Genomic DNA, 16,400 nt, shown 5'->3' with positions numbered 1-16,400 from the left:
ACGTGGCTTCTCCCGCCATAGTGCCTGAAAACGCCTATGCGCCAGGGGGATTCCGCGCACAGAGCCGGTTCAGCGATCCCGCGGCCGATCCGCCGCCCGAAACCGCAACCACGCCGCCGCACGGCATTCCGGTCGTCTCCCCACCTCCGAATGCCGTCGAGACCGACCCGACGCCGTACCTCGACCTCTCGACGGTCGCGCTGCTCGGACAACCCAAACGCGCGCCTGCCGAGGGCTGGCGCAGGTGGGTGTATTACGCATCATTTCGGTTGATCAACCTCGGTGACGGGCCGAAGGCGCGACGCCGACAGGCCCTCACCGCCGAGATTCAGCGCCCGTTGCGCGGGTGCCACCGCATCGCGGTGCTGTCGCTGAAGGGCGGGGTCGGCAAGACGACGATCACCGCGACGCTGGGCGCGACTCTGGCGTCGCTTCGCGGCGACCGCGTCATCGCCGTCGACGCGAACCCCGACCGCGGCACCCTGGGCGAGAAGGTGCCGCTGGAGAGCCCGGCCACGGTGCGGCACCTCCTGCGCGACGCACAGGGCATCAATTCCTACAGCGACGTGCGCGCCTACACCTCACAGGGCCCGAGCCGGCTGGAGGTGCTCGCCTCCGAAAGCGACCCCGCGGTGTCGGAGGCGTTCAGCTCCGACGACTACAGCCGCACCCTCGAGGTGCTTGAGCGCTTCTACAGCCTGGTGCTCACCGACTGCGGCACGGGGCTGATGCACTCGGCCATGGCGGCGGTGCTGGCCAAGGCCGACACGCTGGTGGTGATCAGTTCCGGTTCGGTCGACGGGGCCCGCAGCGCGTCGGCGACGCTGGACTGGCTGGACGCCCACGGGCATCAGGACATGGTGCGCAACTCGATCGCGGTGATCAACGCGGTGCGCCCACGCTCAGGCAAGGTCGACATGAACAAGGTCGTCGACCACTTCAGCCGACGGTGCCGGGCCGTGGTCGAGGTGCCGTTCGATCCGCACCTCGAGGAAGGCGCCGAGATCAGCCTCGACCGGCTCAAGCCGGAAACAAGGGCCGCGTTGCTGGAGCTCGCCGCCGAAGTCGCGGCCGGATTCCGCGGCGCCCGACGCTAGACCGCGCGGTCACGGTCTCGGGTTGTCCTCCTGGCCGAGCCGACGCAGGAATTCAGGATCGTCGTCCGGCCCGATCACCCGGGTGCGCGGACGGCTCGAAGACACTCGGGTCAGCCGCCAGCCGACATACGCCAGCGTGCACACCACGAGAATCAGGAGCAGATACGCCACGAGAACAAAACCTCCTTGGTTCGAATATACGCGCCATCGGTAGGCTCGGTTCGTGTCCGACGGTCGCCAGGGAACTCGCCTCGTGGTGGACGTGCTGGCCTATGTGCTGGCACGGCTTCTGCTCGTCGCGGCGGTCGCGGCAGCGATTCTCGGCGCCGGACATCTGCTCGGACTGCGCGAATTCCCGCTCATCGTCGCGTTGCTCTTCGCCTTGGTGATCGCACTGCCGCTGGGCATCTGGCTGTTCGCCCCCCTTCGTCGCCGCGCCACCGAGAGCATCGCCGCCTTCGACGAACGCAGGCGCCGCGACCGGGAGCAACTCCAGGCCAGGCTGCGGGGCGAAGACCCCAGTCCCGAGGATGATCGCCACCGCGGTGCGTGAGGCGTTCGGGGCCGACCGCGTCGGATCCACCTCTACGACGACGAGAACGACCTCGATCGATTGCTCGACACGCTGGGCTGATGTGACGTTCCCCCAATTGCCGCCCATTTGCCCATGTCGTACTCGTCGGTAGATTGCGTTTCTCGCCCCAGGCCGGGTAAGACACCAACATGATTTCGCCTAAAGAGCTATACACACGATGGATAGACGAATTGTGGGCGGGAAATCCCGTTGCGGCTGAGCTGGTCACCGAAGGATTCGTAGGACATTGGCCGGGCCGGGAGGTCCGAGGGCCTGCCGATCTGCAGGCGGTCGTCGGGGAGACCCATCAGATGCTCAGCGACCTGAAGTTCGTGATCGAAGTCGAGCCGTTCGTCGACGGCGACATGCTGGCGGCCAGGTGGATCGGCACCGGCGCGGCCCAGGACGGACCGAAGCGGTTCACCGGTAACGACATCCTGCGCATCGAAGACGGCCGCTTCGCGGAGTACTGGACCGGAACCAGCACCGGCTAACCCGCAGCGTCCTGCAGCACCTGCTGCAGCTTGTCCAGTGGATCCCCGGAACCGGGATCCAGCCGCAACGCGTCCCGGGGTGTGTCGGCGTCGGGTGCCACCGGGGCGGGGGCCGGCGCCGCCGGTGGTGGGGGCGGCGCCAGCGCCGGCGGAGGCGGAGGCGCAGCGGTCAGACCGGCCAGCTTGGCCTGCAGCCGCGGTGCGGCGTCGTTGCGTACGGCGCGCCGCTCGGGATCGGGGTCGGTGTTGCCTTCGAAGCAGCCGTCGGGTGCGTTCTCGACGAGGTCCAGCGCGCTGAGGTACCGGTCGCGCGCCGCGTCGGGCCGGTTCTCCCACGCGTCGATGTCGCCCTGGCGTTCGCGCACGAGTTCCAGGTTGACCAGTACGGGACATGACCGATCCGGCGCGGTGCGGCTCAGCGCTTCGGAGAAGTGATTGTCGGCGTCGGCGAGGCGGTCGTCGAGGACCGCGAGAGTCCCCGCCGCGAACGGCGCCTTCGCGGGTTCGACGATGTTGAGCAGACCCATCACCGCGACGTCGCCGCGCAGTGCATCGGCGTCGCGGTCGGCGAAGTTCGACACCGCGGACTCACCCGCCACCACAGCGGAGATGAGCTTGAGCGCGATCGCCAGCGCCACGATCACGACGGGGGCCGAGAACAGCAGCAACCGGCAGCGCAGCCGCAACCGGGAAGGACGCATCAGACCACCTCGTCCCGCCGAGCCGCGCGACTGGTGCGGAACTCGCGCAGCGTGAGGTAGATCTCGAACAGCAACAGCACCGCTGCCACCATGGTGAAGAACCAGTACAAATCGGTTCGATCGGAGGCGGTGGCGCCGGCCTGCGCCGCCGACACACCGTCGACATCGGGCGCAGCCTCGGTGACCGCCTGCGCGGTGTCCCGTGCCACGAACGGCACGCCGAGTTGATCCGCGATGGCCCGCAGACGCGACGTGTCGCGGGTCGCCCCGTAACCGAACACCGCACCGCCGTCCACCGACCCGGGCACCGGATCGAACTCGCCCTGCGGGGCCTGCGACCCGGGCGCCCCGGACCCGAAGTAGAACACCAGGTTCGGTGCGTCCGGGCTGCGTTGGCCCGCCGCGATCAACTGGTAACGCAGGACATTCGCGGCCGCGGCCGCGTTCACCTCGGCCCCGGCGGTGTCGGGGGCCACCGCCGCGACCACCGGCTTGAGGCTCCAGTTGTCTTCGGACAGCGGCCATTCCACCGAGGAACGCGCGGCGAACGTGATGAGTGCAAACCGTGCTTGCGGGTAGTGGGCGATGAGCGCGGCGACGTCGTCGCGGATCTCGGCGATCGCCGATTCGGCGGAGGTGTCGACGATCAGGAACACGTTGGCCGTCGTGTCGCCGTCCGAGCCGGTCGTGACCGATTGCTCGGCGTCACCGCCGACAGCCGGTCTGGCCGCGGCGATCAGCATCAGCACCACGGCGAGCGTCAGCGCCGACCACCGCCACACGGTGGTCCATCGTTGGCCGGCGCTGCGCGCCAGCTGGCGCATGGTGGTCAGCCGCAGCACGATCGCGGCGACAGCGACCGCGATCAGCAGTACCGGCGGTACGACAGGGGAGAACGTCATCGTCGTAGCACCGCCAGCGACAGGCACAGCAGCGCCGACACCGCGACCGCGATCGCCAACGGGACGGTCGGGGTGTCACCGCGGAATCCTGCGAGGGTGGCGGCCCGGTCGGCCTCGGGCGGATGCGCGCGGATCCCGTCCAGTTGACCCGTCAGGTCGGGTCCGATCGGTGCGTATCGCCCGCTCGTGGCCGATACGACGGATCGCACCGGACCCGGTGACGACACCAGCGCGTTGACCTGGATTCCGCGCTCCTGCACCAACTCGGCGACCTGCTGGTCGGTGCAGAGCGACGGGCGGGTCTCGTCAGGGGCGCGTAGTTCGCCGGGCCCCAGGTAGATGATCGAACGGCGGCGCTCACCGGGGGGCTCGTGGGAGGGGAAGCCCGCGGCGCACAGCGCGAGGACGTCGGCGACGCTCGTCGCGTAGTCCACGTATGTCACGGGCGTGGCGAACGACGCGAGGCTGTTGCGCTGGGCGGGCGTGAGCGCCGAATCGTCGGGCAGGCCGGCGAGACCGGCTGCCTCCCCGAGCCTTTCGACCGCGAACTGGTAATCGCGGGTCAGCGGGATCACCCGGCGGTTGACGGAGGTCAACCCGATCCGCTGCGTGCCGAACGCTCCAGTGCGCTGCGCGAAATAGGACAGGAACGCGCCGGTGCTGGGATCGTAGACCGGTTCGGCGACACACAACATGACGTCCTCGGGCACCTCGGACGTCTGGAGTGACCACCACAACCCGCTGGGTCGGGCGCTGGCCACCACGGCTGCGCCGAACAACAAGCCCAGCAGCGCGATCGTGACGACCATCGACACCGTTCGCGCCCGCGCCACCCGCGCGTATTCCGGCAGACGGGTGAGACGGGCGGTGTTCGCCAACGGCCGCAACTGTCGCTGCAACTGCTTGGTCGGCACGAAGACTGCGATCGCGACAGCGCCTGCCAGACAGGCGAATCCAATGACTGCGATCGGCCACCAGGTCAGGGCCACGAGCGGATCAACTCCTCGGTCGTCGCGCCGACCTCGCCGACCCGAACCGGTGAGGCCGTGTTGAACTGCGCGTCGTCGAGTGCGGCGAGCGTCGACGCGGCGGGCGCCAGCTCACCGGATGCGATGTCGTCGAGCTGCATGTACTGGGCCCGCGTTCCGGTCACCTGGTGCAGGAAACTGCGCAGAGTACGGCTGATCGCGGCGCCTGCCTCGGCATCGGTGAGCTCGCCGTCGCGGTGCCTGGCCGCAATGCGCTGCACGCAGCGCGCGAAGCGGCGGCGCAGCAGCCGGGCATGCAGGGAACGCACCACGGGAAGACGCCGGAGCTGCTCCGCCGGCAGTGTCCATACGAAAACACAGATGTACCAGGCGATTACCAATAGCACGATCAGCAGCCCGAGCCACAGCCACCCCGACGAGTACGGCATCGGCCCACCGACGAACCGCAACAAGTCATCCGGCACGGGCGAACACCTCGGTCAGCGCGACGAGCCGGGTGCGGATCTCACCGCTGCCGCTGATCCTGGTATGCGGGACGGCCCGGGCGGTCATGAACTCGTCGAGTCGCTGCGCCCGCGCCTGCTCGGCCTTGCGGTACGCCGCGACCACCCGCGGACCCAGCGTGGCGGTGTCGAGCACGAACCGGCCGGTCGACACGTCGAATCCGGCCCGGTCGTCCTTGGCGCCGATGGCGGGCATGTCGGAGACCGTCACCCACAACACGTCGTGGCGGGCGGTCAGCCGGGTGACGGCTTCGGTCAGCCGGTCGTCGACCTCCGGCTCGTCGGAGACCACTACGACCAGCATCGGGTGGCGGTAATGCGTTGCCACGTAATCGAGTTGGCAGACGATGTCACTGCGACCGGTCCCGAGCGACGCGTGACCGTAGTACCTGTGCAGCAGGCTTTCGATGTGGGTTTCGCCGCGGCGCTGCCGGATGTTGACGCAACCGCGGGTATCGCCGAACACCATGCCGATCTGGTCGGACCGCCCGAGCGTGATGAGCCCGAATGCACCCAGGACGTTCACGGCCACATCGCGTTTCAACTCGCCGCTCGGGGTGAGGGCCGCCATGTTGCGACCGGCGTCCGCGACGAGCAGCAGTTTGTGGTGCTTCTCGGAGACGAACCGCTTGATCAGCACATGACCCGAACGCGCCGAGGCCTTCCAGTCGATGTCGCGGACGTCGTCGCCGGGTACGTAGGGCCGCAGATCGTCGAATTCCAGGCTGCGGGTGTGCAACAGCGCGTAGCGACCGCCTTCGAGCATGCCGCGGGTGTCGGTGCCGAAGTGTGTCCTCGCCGTGGTGAGGTGTCTGCCCATACCGGCCCTACGGCACTCGAACCGCTTGCAGCACAGCGTCGATGATCATTTCGGGGGTGACCTTCGCGCTGGCAGCCTCGAAACCGAGGATGAGCCGGTGCCGCAGCACCCGGTGGGCGAGCTTGGCGACGTCGCCGGGGATGACATGCCCGCGGCCGGACAGCAGGGCCAGCGCCCTGGCGGCGTTGCAGAAGGCGATGGTGGCGCGAGGGCTGGCGCCGTACTCGATCAACCGGGCCAGTTGGCGCGGCAGATACTGCTCGGGTTCACGGGTGACGGTGACCAGTTGGCTGGCGTAGTGCATCAGCGCGCGGTCCATGTGGACGTGGCGCACGACCGCGCGCAGCCGGCGGATGTCGTCGAGGCCCGCGACCGGCCTGCTGCGGTGCTCTTTGTCGTAGAGCCCCGCATCCATCCGGGACATCATCTCCACCTCTTGCTCGGGGGTGGGGTAGTGCACGACGTCCTTGAGCATGAACCGGTCGGTCTGGGCTTCCGACAGCGGATAGGTGCCCTCCTGGTCGACGGGGTTCTGCGTCGCGATCACCAGGAACGGCTCGGGAATCGCATACTCGGTGCCCGCGATCGTGGTCTGACGCTCCTCCATTGCCTCGAGCATCGCGCTCTGCGTCTTGGCGCTCGACCGGTTGATCTCGTCGAGCAGCACGATGTTGGTGTGCACCGGCCCGAGTTGGGTGACGAACGAGTTGGTCGCGGACTCGTAGATCTGGGTGCCGATGATGTCGCTGGGCAGCAAGTCGGGCGTGCACTGGATGCGCCGGAACCCGCCGTCGATGGCTTCGGCGATCACGCGCGCAGCCGTCGTCTTGGCCAGCCCCGGAACGCTCTCGATGAGGATGTGACCGCCCGCGAGCAGGCCGATCAGCAACGACTCGCGCAGGTTCTCCTGGCCGACGACCTTGGCCGAGAATGCGTCAGAGACCGCGGCGACGACGCGTCGCGCTTCGGCGAGGTCGCGCTGGTCGAGTTGAGTTCGTGCTGCGGTCATGGATGCCTCTCGTCTCCGGCTGCCGGATGCGGATACCCGGGCCAGGGTATTCACACACCGCTGATCGGGCGAACAGCCGCGACGACCGAGCGAGGGCTAGGCCAAAAAGCGTTCGACGTACGGGGCGAAGCGGGCATGCAATTCGTTCGGGTCGAGTCCGAACATCTCCGGCGACGTCGCCACCCGCCCGAGCCGGCCCCGCTGGTGTCCCGCGAGATACTCGGCCATGGCGTCGCGGGCGTCCGCGCTCATAACCTCGTCGGCAAGTACGTAAATCGCTGCGGCGGTGCCCATTTCGTCGGCCATGAAGTCGTCGAACCTGACATCGATCGAGCGTTCGCCCCCGATGACGTCGCGATCGCGGATCAATGCGGCCAGCATGAGCTCGAGACGGTCGATCCAGCATGCGGCGATGTCCTGGACCGGAACCGGTGCGCAGTGCATGCGCGCGGAGTAGGTCAACATCGCGAGCATCGACAGCACCACGGGGACCGGATCGCGGTGGGTCGTGATCACCACCACACCGGGAAAGACCCGGTTGAGCACGGGCAACTGCTCGAGGTGCTGCGGGGATTTGAGCAGCCACCGTCTGCCCCCGCGCAGGAACTGCAGCGCCTTCAACTGCAGCGCCAGGTGCTCGTAGTGGGGCGTCTGGTCGTGTGAGAGGTAGTAGTCGCGCCACCGCGGCACATGCGCCAGCGTCTCGAAAAGCATCGAGCTGACGTCGTTGGCCAGCAGCTGGATCTCCTCGTGCACGTGGTCGGTCGTCATCTCGTGCATGAGCGCGAAGTGCGGCATCACCGCGTTCATGAACTCCACCGCCGCATCCATCCGGGTGCGCCGGGGATCCGGTTCGACGCCGGCCTCTGATGGCAGCGGGAACGGTTCGTTGCTCTCCCAGTACGGAAGGGTGCGAAAGGTCGGACCCGCGGCCAGCAGGTTGTGCAGGTGGGTGGTGCCGGTGCGTGGCAGCCCGGCGATGACGACCGGCGGCGCCAGTTCGATGTCGTGGATCTCGGGATGCCTGGCCAGTAGGTCGGTGAGCAGCAGGCGGTTCTTCAGCAACTGGACCAGCTGGGCGTGGAAGTTCACCACTCCGGCGTCGCTCAGTCCCGGAATCTCCTGCAACGCAGCCAGATACACGTCGAGGCGGTCGCGGTAATCGTCGGGGCCGAAGTCGTCGAGCCCGGTCTCCGCGCTGGCCTTGGCGTGCAGGGCGTCGGCGTCGAGCGGACACTCGGGCGCCATCGCCGCCATCATGTCGCGAATCGGCTGGATCTCCACGGGGAAGCGCGGCTCGGCGAGGTCGTCGAGGACGACGGGCGGCGCTGGTGAGATGTCGGTCACAGCAAGTTATGTTACTGTCAGTGTCGTAATGACGACGGAAATCGGCCGACCCCGCGACAAGCGCATCGACGACGCGGTGCTCAGCGCGACGGTCGACCTGCTGGGATCCACCGGTTACGCGGACCTCACTGTCGACGCGATCGCCCGTCGCGCGGGCACGAGCAAGCCTGCCATCTACCGCCGCTGGCCGGGCAAGGCGCATCTTGTGCACGAGGCGGTGTTCCCGCTCGGCACGGCGACCGAGCTCCCCGACACCGGGTCGCTGGCCGGCGACATCCGCGAGATGCTCAGCCGCACGGTCGGCGTGCTGACCACTCCTGCCGCGCGCGCCGCGCTGCCTGGCCTGGTTGCGGAGATGGCTGCCGATCCCGCGCTGCACGCCGCGCTGCTGGAGCGCTTCTCGCACGTGCTCTCGCGCGGGTTGACCGAACGGCTCGACGCGGCCGCGGCCCGCGGCGAGGTACGGCCGGAGGTGTCGGCCGCCGACGTCGTCGAGGCCATGGCGGGCATGACGTTTCTGTGCCTGATCACCCGCGCAGATCGACTCGACGACGCATGGGTGGACCGGACCGCCACTTTCATCACGAGAGGAATCAGCGCATGACGCACGAATCGGCGAGAGCGTGGCGAGAACTGCTCGACACCCTCGGCGGCCTCGACCGCAGCTTCCTCGAAGGGGACCGCGCCGTCTCCGACGACCGTCACATTGCCGACGGCTACCGCATGCTGGCCACCACGCTCGGCGTCGCGTTCGACACATATCTCTTCGCCGAGCCGAGCCGGCCCGTGTGGGTCGAGCTCAACACCCCGTTCCGTCGCGACCGGCGCTGGGGCGGGGACAACACCGACGCCTTCTACTTCATGTGCCCGGTCGACCCGAAGCGCCGCTACCGCATCAGCGGTAACAGGGGCGACAGCGTCTACTTTTCGGTGACCGCCTACAACGAGCCGTCCCCCGGCGCGTGGTCGGATCGGATCGTCGCGCTGGTCCGCGATGACGACCTCGAGTTTGATGCCGACGGCAACTTCTCCTTCGAATACGGCCCGACCGACGGCGGTGTGGTGCTGGTGACCCGCGACTACCAGGCCGACCCGCTGACGGGGCGCCCGGTGTCCTGGCATATCGAGGCGCTCGACGAGCCCGACCCGATCCGGCACGGCGACGCCGAGACCGCAGCGGCGCTGCAGGCCAGCGCGGCATGGCTGCGCACGATGTTCGCGATCCTGCCGCTGGCGGTCGGTGTGCGAGTCGACAATGCCCACACGCTCGGTCACGAGATCGCCCAGGCCGCAAACGAATTCGCCGACCCGTACCAGGTGCCCGACGCGAACTTCGGCTGGTCGGCGCGCGACGCGTGCTACTCCTACGGCAGCTTCGTGCTCGAAGACGACGAGGCGCTCGTCGTCACCCACCGGCCGCCGGCCTGCCGGTTCTGGAACCTCGTGGTGTGGAACCAGTTCATGGCGGGTGTGACCGACGCCAGGACGTCGATCAACGGCTACAGCGCGGTGCCCAACTCCGACGGCTCGATCACCGCCGTCATTTCCCGCGGTATGACCGCGCACCCGAATTCCATTACCACCGTGGACTATCCGCGCGGCAACCTGGCGTTCCGGTGGTTCCTCGCCGATGCGGTACCCGCCAAGCCGGAGGTGACCCTGGTGAAGGTGGCCGACGCCCCGACCGACGTCACCTAGTCATCTTCAGCGCGAGCGTGCGTGTTGGCACACGACACGTCGCGAAATCCCGACATTTCACGCACGCTCGCGCGGCGTGAGATCACCCGAATGCCAGCGCGAGCGCCAGCGCGACCGCCCACACCAGCATCGTCAACCCGGTGTTGCGCAGAACCGGAATCAAGTCCTTACCGCCGCGGCCTCGACGCACCGGTGCCGCCGCGCGCACCGCGAGCGGCATGGCCACCAGGCCGACCGCCGCCCACGGTGTCGCAAGCATCAGCACCAACGTCAACGCGAATGCCACCACCAGCAGCAGCTGATACAGCAGCCGGGTCCGCGCGTCGCCCAGTCGCACGGCCAGCGTGATCTTCCCCGACTCCTTGTCGGTCGGGATGTCGCGCAGGTTGTTGGCCACCAACACCGCCGACGACATGGACCCCATCGCCACCGCGATCGCGGCGCCCACCCAGTCGATCCGCAGCGCCTGGGTGTACTGGGTGCCCAGCACGGCGACCAACCCGAAGAACACGAACACCGCGACCTCGCCGAGTCCGAGGTAGCCGTACGGCTTCGACCCGCCGGTGTACAACCACGCCCCGGCGATGCACACCGCGCCGACCGCGAGCAGCCACGGCGCGCTCACCGCCGCCAGCACCAGGCCCGCGATCGCCGCGACAGCCAGGCTCACCACCGCGGCGGTCAACACCGCCCGAGGCGTGGCGATCTTGGAACCGACGAGCCGCAGCGGGCCCGCGCGGACGTCGTCGGTGCCACGGATGCCGTCGGAGTAGTCGTTGGCGTAGTTGACTCCGACGATCATCGCGACGGCGACCGCGAGTGCGAGCAGCGCTTTCCACCAGCAGGCGGCCTGCAGCCACGCCGCCGCACCGGTGCCCGCGATCACGGGCGCGATCGCGTTGGGCAGCGTGCGCGGCCGAGCGCCCTCGACCCATTGCGCGAATGTCGCCACGAGCGCCAGTCTCGCACGGCGCCAGGCCGTGGCAGACTGAGCGCATGGAGGACCGACTCAGCAAGGCGGAGATCCGCAAGGACGCCGTGCAGGAGATCTTCGACTCCGGCGTATCGACCGTCGGCGAGGTGGTGTCGATCGTCACCACCGCGGTCAAGGACGTCGCCAATGCGATCGGCGGTTTCGCCACCGACGCGTTCGAGATCCGCGACACCGTGCGGCGCGCGTCGCAACAGCTCGACGAGACCGACGACCAACCGCCCGCGTAGTCGTGCTGGGAGTCATCGGCGGGAGCGGTTTCTACAGCTTCTTCGGGGCCGACGCCCGCAGCGTCACCGTCGAGACCCCCTACGGCGCGCCGAGCGCCCCGATCACCGTCGGCGCCGTCGGCGCGCACGAGGTGGCGTTCCTGCCGCGCCACGGCGCCGACCATGAGTTCTCCCCGCACACGGTGCCGTACCGGGCCAATATGTGGGCGCTGCGCGCCCTCGGGGTGCGACGCATATTCGCGCCGTGCGCGGTCGGCAGCCTCACCCCCGCCCTCGGGCCCGGGGCCATGGTGGTACCCGACCAGCTCGTCGATCGCACCCGCGGACGCGCCGACACCTACTTCGACTCCGGCGGCATTCACGTCGCGTTCGCCGACCCGTATTGCCCGAGCCTGCGCGCGGCGGCCACCAACCTGCCCGGCGTCGTCGACGGGGCAACCATGGTGGTGGTGCAGGGCCCGCGGTTCTCCACCCGCGCAGAGAGTCGCTGGTTCGCCAATCAGGGCTTCACCCTGGTCAACATGACCGGCTACCCCGAGGCGGTGTTGGCCCGCGAACTCGAGATGTGTTATGCGCCAATCGCCTTGGTGACAGATCTGGATGCCGGCATCGACAGCGGTACGGCCGTGCGCACCGTCGACGTGTTCGCCGAGTTCCAACGCAACCTGGTGCCGTTCAAGAAGCTCGTACACGACGCCATCGAGAACACTGCAAACACGGCCGAGGTGAATTCCTGTACGCACTGCCTGGCGCACGAGGGTGTCCGACTTCCGTTCGAACTCCCGTGAGAGTCCTGCTGACCGGCGCGGCCGGATTCATCGGGGCCCGGATCCACGAGGCGCTACGCGACGCGGGACACGACGTGATCGCCATCGATGCGATGCTGACCGCCGCGCACGGGCCGGGGACCGAGCCACCGCCGGACTGCCGGGTGGTCGACGTCCGCGACTCGGCCGCGCTGGCACCGCTGATGACGGACGTCGACGTGGTGTGTCATCAGGCGGCCGTGGTCGGTGCGGGTGTCAACGCCGCCGACGCGCCCTCGTACGGCTCGCACAACGACTACGGGACGGCGGTGGTGCTGGCCGAGATGTTCGCGGCGGGCTGCCAACGGCTGGTGCTGGCGTCGTCGATGGTGGTCTACGGGCAGGGCCGTTACGACTGCGCCGAGCACGGACCGGTCGACCCCGATCCGCGCACGCGCGCCGACCTCGACGCCGGTGTTTTCGAGCACCGGTGCCCCCTGTGCGGCGAGATCGTCAAGTGGCGACTGGTGGGCGAGGACGCGCCGCTGCGGCCCCGCAGCCTGTACGCCGCCAGCAAAACGGCGCAGGAGCACTACGCGCTCGCGTGGGCGGAGGCCGTCGGGGGCGCGGTCACCGCGCTGCGCTACCACAACGTCTACGGCCCCTACATGCCCCGCGACACCCCGTATTCCGGCGTGGCCGCGATCTTCCGCTCCGAGCTCGAATCCGGCGATGTGCCACGCGTTTTCGAGGACGGTGGGCAGATGCGTGACTTCGTACACGTCGACGACGTGGCGGCGGCCAACGTCGCGGCCGTGGAGTCCGATCGCACAGGATTCGAGGCGTTCAACGTGTGCTCGGGACGACCGATCTCGATCCTCGAGGTGGCCGCCGCGCTGTGCGAGACCCGCGGCGACGCGCCGCCGGTGGTCACCGGCCAGTACCGCAGCGGAGACGTCCGTCATATCGTCGCCGACCCCGCGCGCGCCGCCGAGGCGCTCGGATTCTCCGCGGCGGTGGACCCGCTCGACGGGTTGCGCGAGTTCGCGTTCGCACCGTTGCGGACCTGATGCGTCGCACCGTCCGCGTTGTCGTTATCGTCACGCTCGTGGCGTCCGGTCTGATGGGTCTGCTGTGGTCTCAGCAGAGGCGGTTGGTCTACTTCCCGTCGCCGGGCCCCGTGCCGTCCGCCGCCACGGTGGCGCGCAACGGACAAGACGTGGTGATCGAAACAGACGACGGAATCCGTTTGGACGCATGGTATTTCCCGGTCGAGGGGGACGGGCCCGCCGTGCTGGTGCTGCCAGGCAACGGTGGAGACCGGTCGATGCGCGCGGCGCTGGCGGTGGCGCTCAACCGGATGGGCTCCTCGGCGCTGCTGGTGGACTACCGCGGTTTCGGAGGCAATCCGGGCCGCCCGTCGGAGGACGGTCTGGCCGCTGACGCGCGGGCGGCGCAGTCGTGGCTGGCCGCACAGGACGGGGTGAACGAGATCGCCTACTTCGGCGAATCCCTAGGCGCCGCAGTCGCTGTCGGCCTCTCCGTCGAACGACCGCCGAATGCGTTGATGCTCCGTTCACCGTTCACCTCGCTACCCGACGTCGGGGCGGTGCACTATCCGTGGCTGCCGGTGCGGTGGCTGCTGCTGGACCGCTATCCGTCGCTGGAGCGGATCCCGTCGGTGCGCGCGCCGCTACTGGTGATCGCGGGGGACCGCGACGACGTCGTGCCCGAGCCGATGAGCCGACGGCTCTACGACGCGGCCAACGAGCCGAAGAGCTACGAGCTGGTGCCCGGTGCCGGGCACAACGACCTCGAGCTGCTCGCCGGCAAGCAGATGCTCGACGCGATCCGGCGGCTCCTGGCTCGGGGGTGACCCGGGGTAGCCATACTGGCCGGGTGAAACCAGCGATTTGTGAGCAGTTCGGCATCGACTTCCCGTTGTTCGCGTTCAGCCACTGCCGCGACGTGGTCGCCGCGGTGTCCAGCGCGGGCGGCTTCGGCGTGCTGGGCGGGACGGCGTACACACCCGAGCAGCTCGACCAGGAGCTGTCCTGGATCGACGACCACGTCGGCGGCAAACCGTACGGCGTCGACCTGATCGTCCCGGCCCGCTACGAGGGCAAGGGCGAGGATCTGACGATGAGCGACCTCGCGGGCCGGATCCCCGACGAATACCGCGGCTTCGTCACCGAGCTGCTGGCCGCACACGACATCGAGGCCGAGGAGGCGCCGCGGTTCGGCAACGCCGCCCTCTCGGGCAACACGGGCAAAGACCTGCTGGACGTGGCGATGAACCACCCCATCCGGTTGATCGCCAACGCGCTGGGCGTCCCGCCCGACTACATGATCAAGGCCGGCAAGGAGAACGGCGTGCCGGTGGCCGCGCTGGTCGGCGCCAAGGAGCACGCCGTCAAGCAGGCGCAGGCGGGGGTCGACCTGATCGTCGCTCAGGGCACCGAGGCCGGCGGGCACTGCGGTGAGGTGACGACGCTGGTGCTGGTGCCCGAGGTGTTGGAGGCGCTGGCGGCGATCGGCAGCGACATCCCGGTCCTCGCCGCGGGCGGGATCGTCACGGGCAGGCAGATGGCCGCGACGGTGGCGATGGGCGCGGCCGGCGCCTGGACCGGTTCGGTTTGGCTGACGACCGAAGAGGCGGAGACCGCGCCCTACACCAAGGAGAAGTTCCTGGCCGCCTCGTCACGCGACACCGTCCGTTCGGCGGGCAGGACAGGAAAGCCTGCGCGCCAACTGGTTTCGGATTGGACCCAGGCGTGGTTGCCGAACGAAGGCGGCCAGAAGCCGCTGCCGCTTCCCCTGCAGTCGATGCTCGCCGAGCCGGTCGTGCGTCGCATCGACGTGCTGGCCGCCCAGGGGCATCCCGGCGCCCAGGCGCTGGCGACGTACTTCGTCGGACAAGGTGTCGGGCTGATGAACAAGGTCAGACCGGCGCGCGAGGTGGTGCGCGAGTTCATCGAGGACTACGTCGCCGCGACCGAACGGCTGAGCAACTCGCTGCCCGACTGACGACGATGTCGGCGCTGATCTCCCGGAAAGCCGGCTCCGAATAGCAGCTTGCAAACGCAAATACCGGCAGTCCACCGACCTGCGATCAGCGGGATTTTGGAGAACCGCGAGTGTCGGGATCAACCAGGCGCTCGCGTTCCTATTCGCTATGTGACGCCGCGGGATTTCGCCTCCGTTTCGGGGGCAAGTGCAGATGGCATGGGCATATCTGCTGACGGCTTCGCCCCTGGGGTCGAAACTTAGGTTTGCCTAACGTAAGATCCGGTCCTTGGGGGCGATGCGCGGCTAAGGCATAGCCCAGAGCTAGGGAGGTTCGGGTAGTGCGCATCGTGTTCTTCGGGTACCAGACCTGGGGGTATAAGACCCTGCAGGCGCTGATTGATCTGGATCAGGAAGTTTTGCTCGCGGTCACTCATCCGCCGAGCGAAGAGTCCTATAAGGCGATCTGGTCAGCGCCGGTCGAAGACCTCGCGCGCCAACATGCCATTCCAGTGCATTTCACGGAGCGGGTCGACTCCGAAACCATCGATATGGTCGGCCGCCTCAATCCCGACGTCATCGTGGTCAACAGTTGGTACAACAAGATGCCCGCCGAGCTATATGGCATTCCGCCGCACGGCACTTTGAACTTCCACGACTCGCTGCTGCCGAAGTTCACCGGCTTCTCCCCGGTCCTATGGGCCTTGATCAGCGGCGAGCGCGAATTTGGTTTGAGCGTTCACCGAATGGACGACGGCTTGGACACTGGGGATATTCTCGTTCAGCATTCGCTGCCAATCGGCGCAAACGATACTGGCACCGATTTGGTGCTGCGAGGTATCGATCTGATTCCCGGTGCGCTGGCCGAAGCGCTGCAATTGCTGGAGTCAGGTAAGGCGGTCTGGCGGCCGCAAGACAAGGCCGCACGGACGTACTTCCACAAGCGTTCGGAACGCGACAGTTTGATCGACTGGAGTTGGCCCGCCGAAGATGTCGAGCGGTTCGTGCGCGCGTTGTCCGACCCCTATCCTCGCGCGTTCACCTTCTACAGAGGCGATCGGATCGAGGTCCTCGAGGCACACATTTCGGAGGCCCGCTACGGCGGCACCAATGGCCGGGTGATCGTGCAGGAGGAAGGTGGCGCCGTGGTATGCGGGCCCAGTGCATTTCGGGGTGACAACCACGGCTTGGTGATCACTCGAGTTCGATCCGCGGATGGGGTCGAGTGCAGGGCGGACAAGTTTTTTCGGCGTGGCGGCTATCTAGTCAGCCAGCCGTAAGTCATCAGACGAA

Annotated in this window: 20 protein-coding genes; 11 read left to right on the top strand and 9 right to left on the bottom strand. The window is 68.2% G+C overall.

Annotated elements, in window-relative coordinates; genetic code table 11:
* Positions 1–2: 2 nt before the first annotated feature.
* Positions 3–1,097 carry a MinD/ParA family ATP-binding protein gene (locus CEX88_RS13680; RefSeq protein ID WP_369829773.1) on the top strand — a complete coding sequence of 365 codons (1,095 nt, stop codon included), beginning with the start codon at positions 3–5 and terminating at the stop codon, positions 1,095–1,097.
* Positions 1,098–1,106: 9 nt separating this feature from the next.
* Here CEX88_RS13680 and CEX88_RS26065 read toward each other — a convergent pair whose 3' ends face one another.
* On the bottom strand, positions 1,107–1,268 hold the full coding sequence (locus CEX88_RS26065; RefSeq protein WP_094287833.1) for a hypothetical protein: 162 nt from the start codon (positions 1,266–1,268) through the stop codon (positions 1,107–1,109).
* A gap of 52 nt (positions 1,269–1,320) precedes the next feature.
* Here CEX88_RS26065 and CEX88_RS13670 point away from each other — a divergent pair, with 52 nt between their 5' ends.
* Both CEX88_RS13670 and CEX88_RS13665 read left to right on the top strand, forming a co-directional pair.
* Positions 1,321–1,650 carry a DUF4229 domain-containing protein gene (locus tag CEX88_RS13670; RefSeq protein WP_066842161.1) on the top strand — a complete coding sequence of 110 codons (330 nt, stop codon included), beginning with the start codon at positions 1,321–1,323 and terminating at the stop codon, positions 1,648–1,650.
* A 170-nt stretch (positions 1,651–1,820) separates the two neighbouring features.
* Complete coding sequence (locus tag CEX88_RS13665; RefSeq protein WP_066842159.1) at positions 1,821–2,165, top strand: ester cyclase; 345 nt, start codon at positions 1,821–1,823, stop codon at positions 2,163–2,165.
* On the opposite strand, the gene CEX88_RS13660 is transcribed toward CEX88_RS13665, so the two are convergent.
* The 7 genes from CEX88_RS13660 to CEX88_RS13630 form a co-directional block, all read right to left on the bottom strand.
* Positions 2,162–2,866 carry a hypothetical protein gene (locus tag CEX88_RS13660; RefSeq protein WP_066842157.1) on the bottom strand — a complete coding sequence of 235 codons (705 nt, stop codon included), beginning with the start codon at positions 2,864–2,866 and terminating at the stop codon, positions 2,162–2,164. The genes CEX88_RS13665 and CEX88_RS13660 overlap by 4 nt on opposite strands.
* Positions 2,866–3,768: a vWA domain-containing protein gene (locus CEX88_RS13655; protein WP_066842155.1), complete on the bottom strand. Its 903-nt coding sequence runs from the start codon at positions 3,766–3,768 to the stop codon at positions 2,866–2,868. The genes CEX88_RS13660 and CEX88_RS13655 overlap by 1 nt, the downstream gene beginning before the upstream one ends.
* Positions 3,765–4,757, bottom strand: a complete 993-nt coding sequence (locus CEX88_RS13650; RefSeq protein WP_094293895.1) for a hypothetical protein — start codon at positions 4,755–4,757, stop codon at positions 3,765–3,767. The genes CEX88_RS13655 and CEX88_RS13650 overlap by 4 nt, the downstream gene beginning before the upstream one ends.
* Entirely contained in the window at positions 4,748–5,221 is a 474-nt protein-coding gene (locus tag CEX88_RS13645; protein ID WP_094293894.1) for a hypothetical protein, read from the bottom strand. The genes CEX88_RS13650 and CEX88_RS13645 overlap by 10 nt, the downstream gene beginning before the upstream one ends.
* A complete protein-coding gene (locus CEX88_RS13640) occupies positions 5,211–6,080 on the bottom strand; it encodes a DUF58 domain-containing protein (protein WP_094293893.1) in 870 nt (289 codons plus the stop codon). The genes CEX88_RS13645 and CEX88_RS13640 overlap by 11 nt, the downstream gene beginning before the upstream one ends.
* A gap of 7 nt (positions 6,081–6,087) precedes the next feature.
* Positions 6,088–7,089 (bottom strand): AAA family ATPase, encoded by a 1,002-nt coding sequence (locus CEX88_RS13635; RefSeq protein ID WP_094293892.1) that lies wholly within the window; start codon positions 7,087–7,089, stop codon positions 6,088–6,090.
* 96 nt (positions 7,090–7,185) lie between these two features.
* The gene (locus CEX88_RS13630) at positions 7,186–8,349 is read right to left on the bottom strand and encodes a sulfotransferase family protein (protein ID WP_094293974.1); all 1,164 of its coding nucleotides are present in this window, start codon (positions 8,347–8,349) and stop codon (positions 7,186–7,188) included.
* A 115-nt stretch (positions 8,350–8,464) separates the two neighbouring features.
* Between CEX88_RS13630 and CEX88_RS13625 the strand changes: the two genes are divergently transcribed.
* Positions 8,465–9,040, top strand: coding sequence for a TetR/AcrR family transcriptional regulator (locus tag CEX88_RS13625; protein ID WP_064427088.1), 576 nt, complete (start codon positions 8,465–8,467; stop codon positions 9,038–9,040).
* Entirely contained in the window at positions 9,037–10,134 is a 1,098-nt protein-coding gene (locus tag CEX88_RS13620) for a DUF1214 domain-containing protein (protein ID WP_094293891.1), read from the top strand. Before CEX88_RS13625 ends, CEX88_RS13620 begins: the two co-directional genes overlap by 4 nt.
* An 82-nt stretch (positions 10,135–10,216) precedes the next feature.
* Here the strand turns inward: CEX88_RS13620 and CEX88_RS13615 are convergent, their stop codons facing one another.
* The gene (locus tag CEX88_RS13615; RefSeq protein WP_094293890.1) at positions 10,217–11,086 is read right to left on the bottom strand and encodes a 1,4-dihydroxy-2-naphthoate polyprenyltransferase; all 870 of its coding nucleotides are present in this window, start codon (positions 11,084–11,086) and stop codon (positions 10,217–10,219) included.
* Between the two features lie 44 nt (positions 11,087–11,130).
* On the opposite strand from CEX88_RS13615, the gene CEX88_RS13610 reads away from it, so the two are divergent.
* The 6 genes from CEX88_RS13610 (at position 11,131) to CEX88_RS13585 (ending at position 16,387) form a co-directional block, all read left to right on the top strand.
* Positions 11,131–11,355, top strand: a complete 225-nt coding sequence (locus tag CEX88_RS13610; RefSeq protein ID WP_066842144.1) for a hypothetical protein — start codon at positions 11,131–11,133, stop codon at positions 11,353–11,355.
* Positions 11,356–11,357: 2 nt separating this feature from the next.
* Positions 11,358–12,143 (top strand): S-methyl-5'-thioadenosine phosphorylase, encoded by a 786-nt coding sequence (locus CEX88_RS13605; protein WP_066842142.1) that lies wholly within the window; start codon positions 11,358–11,360, stop codon positions 12,141–12,143.
* Complete coding sequence (locus CEX88_RS13600; RefSeq protein WP_094293889.1) at positions 12,140–13,171, top strand: NAD-dependent epimerase/dehydratase family protein; 1,032 nt, start codon at positions 12,140–12,142, stop codon at positions 13,169–13,171. The genes CEX88_RS13605 and CEX88_RS13600 overlap by 4 nt, the downstream gene beginning before the upstream one ends.
* A complete protein-coding gene (locus CEX88_RS13595) occupies positions 13,171–13,977 on the top strand; it encodes an alpha/beta hydrolase (RefSeq protein WP_094293888.1) in 807 nt (268 codons plus the stop codon). Before CEX88_RS13600 ends, CEX88_RS13595 begins: the two co-directional genes overlap by 1 nt.
* 23 nt (positions 13,978–14,000) lie before the next feature.
* Positions 14,001–15,128, top strand: coding sequence for an NAD(P)H-dependent flavin oxidoreductase (locus tag CEX88_RS13590; RefSeq protein ID WP_094293887.1), 1,128 nt, complete (start codon positions 14,001–14,003; stop codon positions 15,126–15,128).
* A gap of 320 nt (positions 15,129–15,448) precedes the next feature.
* Complete coding sequence (locus CEX88_RS13585) at positions 15,449–16,387, top strand: methionyl-tRNA formyltransferase (protein WP_094293886.1); 939 nt, start codon at positions 15,449–15,451, stop codon at positions 16,385–16,387.
* Positions 16,388–16,400 lie beyond the last annotated feature (13 nt).

The sequence above is a fragment of the Mycobacterium neumannii genome (assembly GCF_002245615.1).
Taxonomy (GTDB): Bacteria; Actinomycetota; Actinomycetes; order Mycobacteriales; family Mycobacteriaceae; genus Mycobacterium; species Mycobacterium neumannii_A.
Note: the sequence above shows the minus strand (reverse complement) of the source record. Positions and strands in the feature narration are given on the sequence as shown.

Coding starts and splice junctions, on each gene's coding strand:
- CEX88_RS13630 (WP_094293974.1), bottom strand. CDS start 8,349: ATGATGGCGGCGATGGCGCCCGAGTGTCCGCTCGACGCCGACGCCCTG.
- CEX88_RS13665 (WP_066842159.1), top strand. CDS start 1,821: ATGATTTCGCCTAAAGAGCTATACACACGATGGATAGACGAATTGTGG.
- CEX88_RS13610 (WP_066842144.1), top strand. CDS start 11,131: ATGGAGGACCGACTCAGCAAGGCGGAGATCCGCAAGGACGCCGTGCAG.
- CEX88_RS13635 (WP_094293892.1), bottom strand. CDS start 7,089: ATGACCGCAGCACGAACTCAACTCGACCAGCGCGACCTCGCCGAAGCG.
- CEX88_RS13655 (WP_066842155.1), bottom strand. CDS start 3,768: ATGACGTTCTCCCCTGTCGTACCGCCGGTACTGCTGATCGCGGTCGCT.
- CEX88_RS13660 (WP_066842157.1), bottom strand. CDS start 2,866: ATGCGTCCTTCCCGGTTGCGGCTGCGCTGCCGGTTGCTGCTGTTCTCG.
- CEX88_RS13620 (WP_094293891.1), top strand. CDS start 9,037: ATGACGCACGAATCGGCGAGAGCGTGGCGAGAACTGCTCGACACCCTC.
- CEX88_RS13625 (WP_064427088.1), top strand. CDS start 8,465: ATGACGACGGAAATCGGCCGACCCCGCGACAAGCGCATCGACGACGCG.
- CEX88_RS13595 (WP_094293888.1), top strand. CDS start 13,171: ATGCGTCGCACCGTCCGCGTTGTCGTTATCGTCACGCTCGTGGCGTCC.
- CEX88_RS13640 (WP_094293893.1), bottom strand. CDS start 6,080: ATGGGCAGACACCTCACCACGGCGAGGACACACTTCGGCACCGACACC.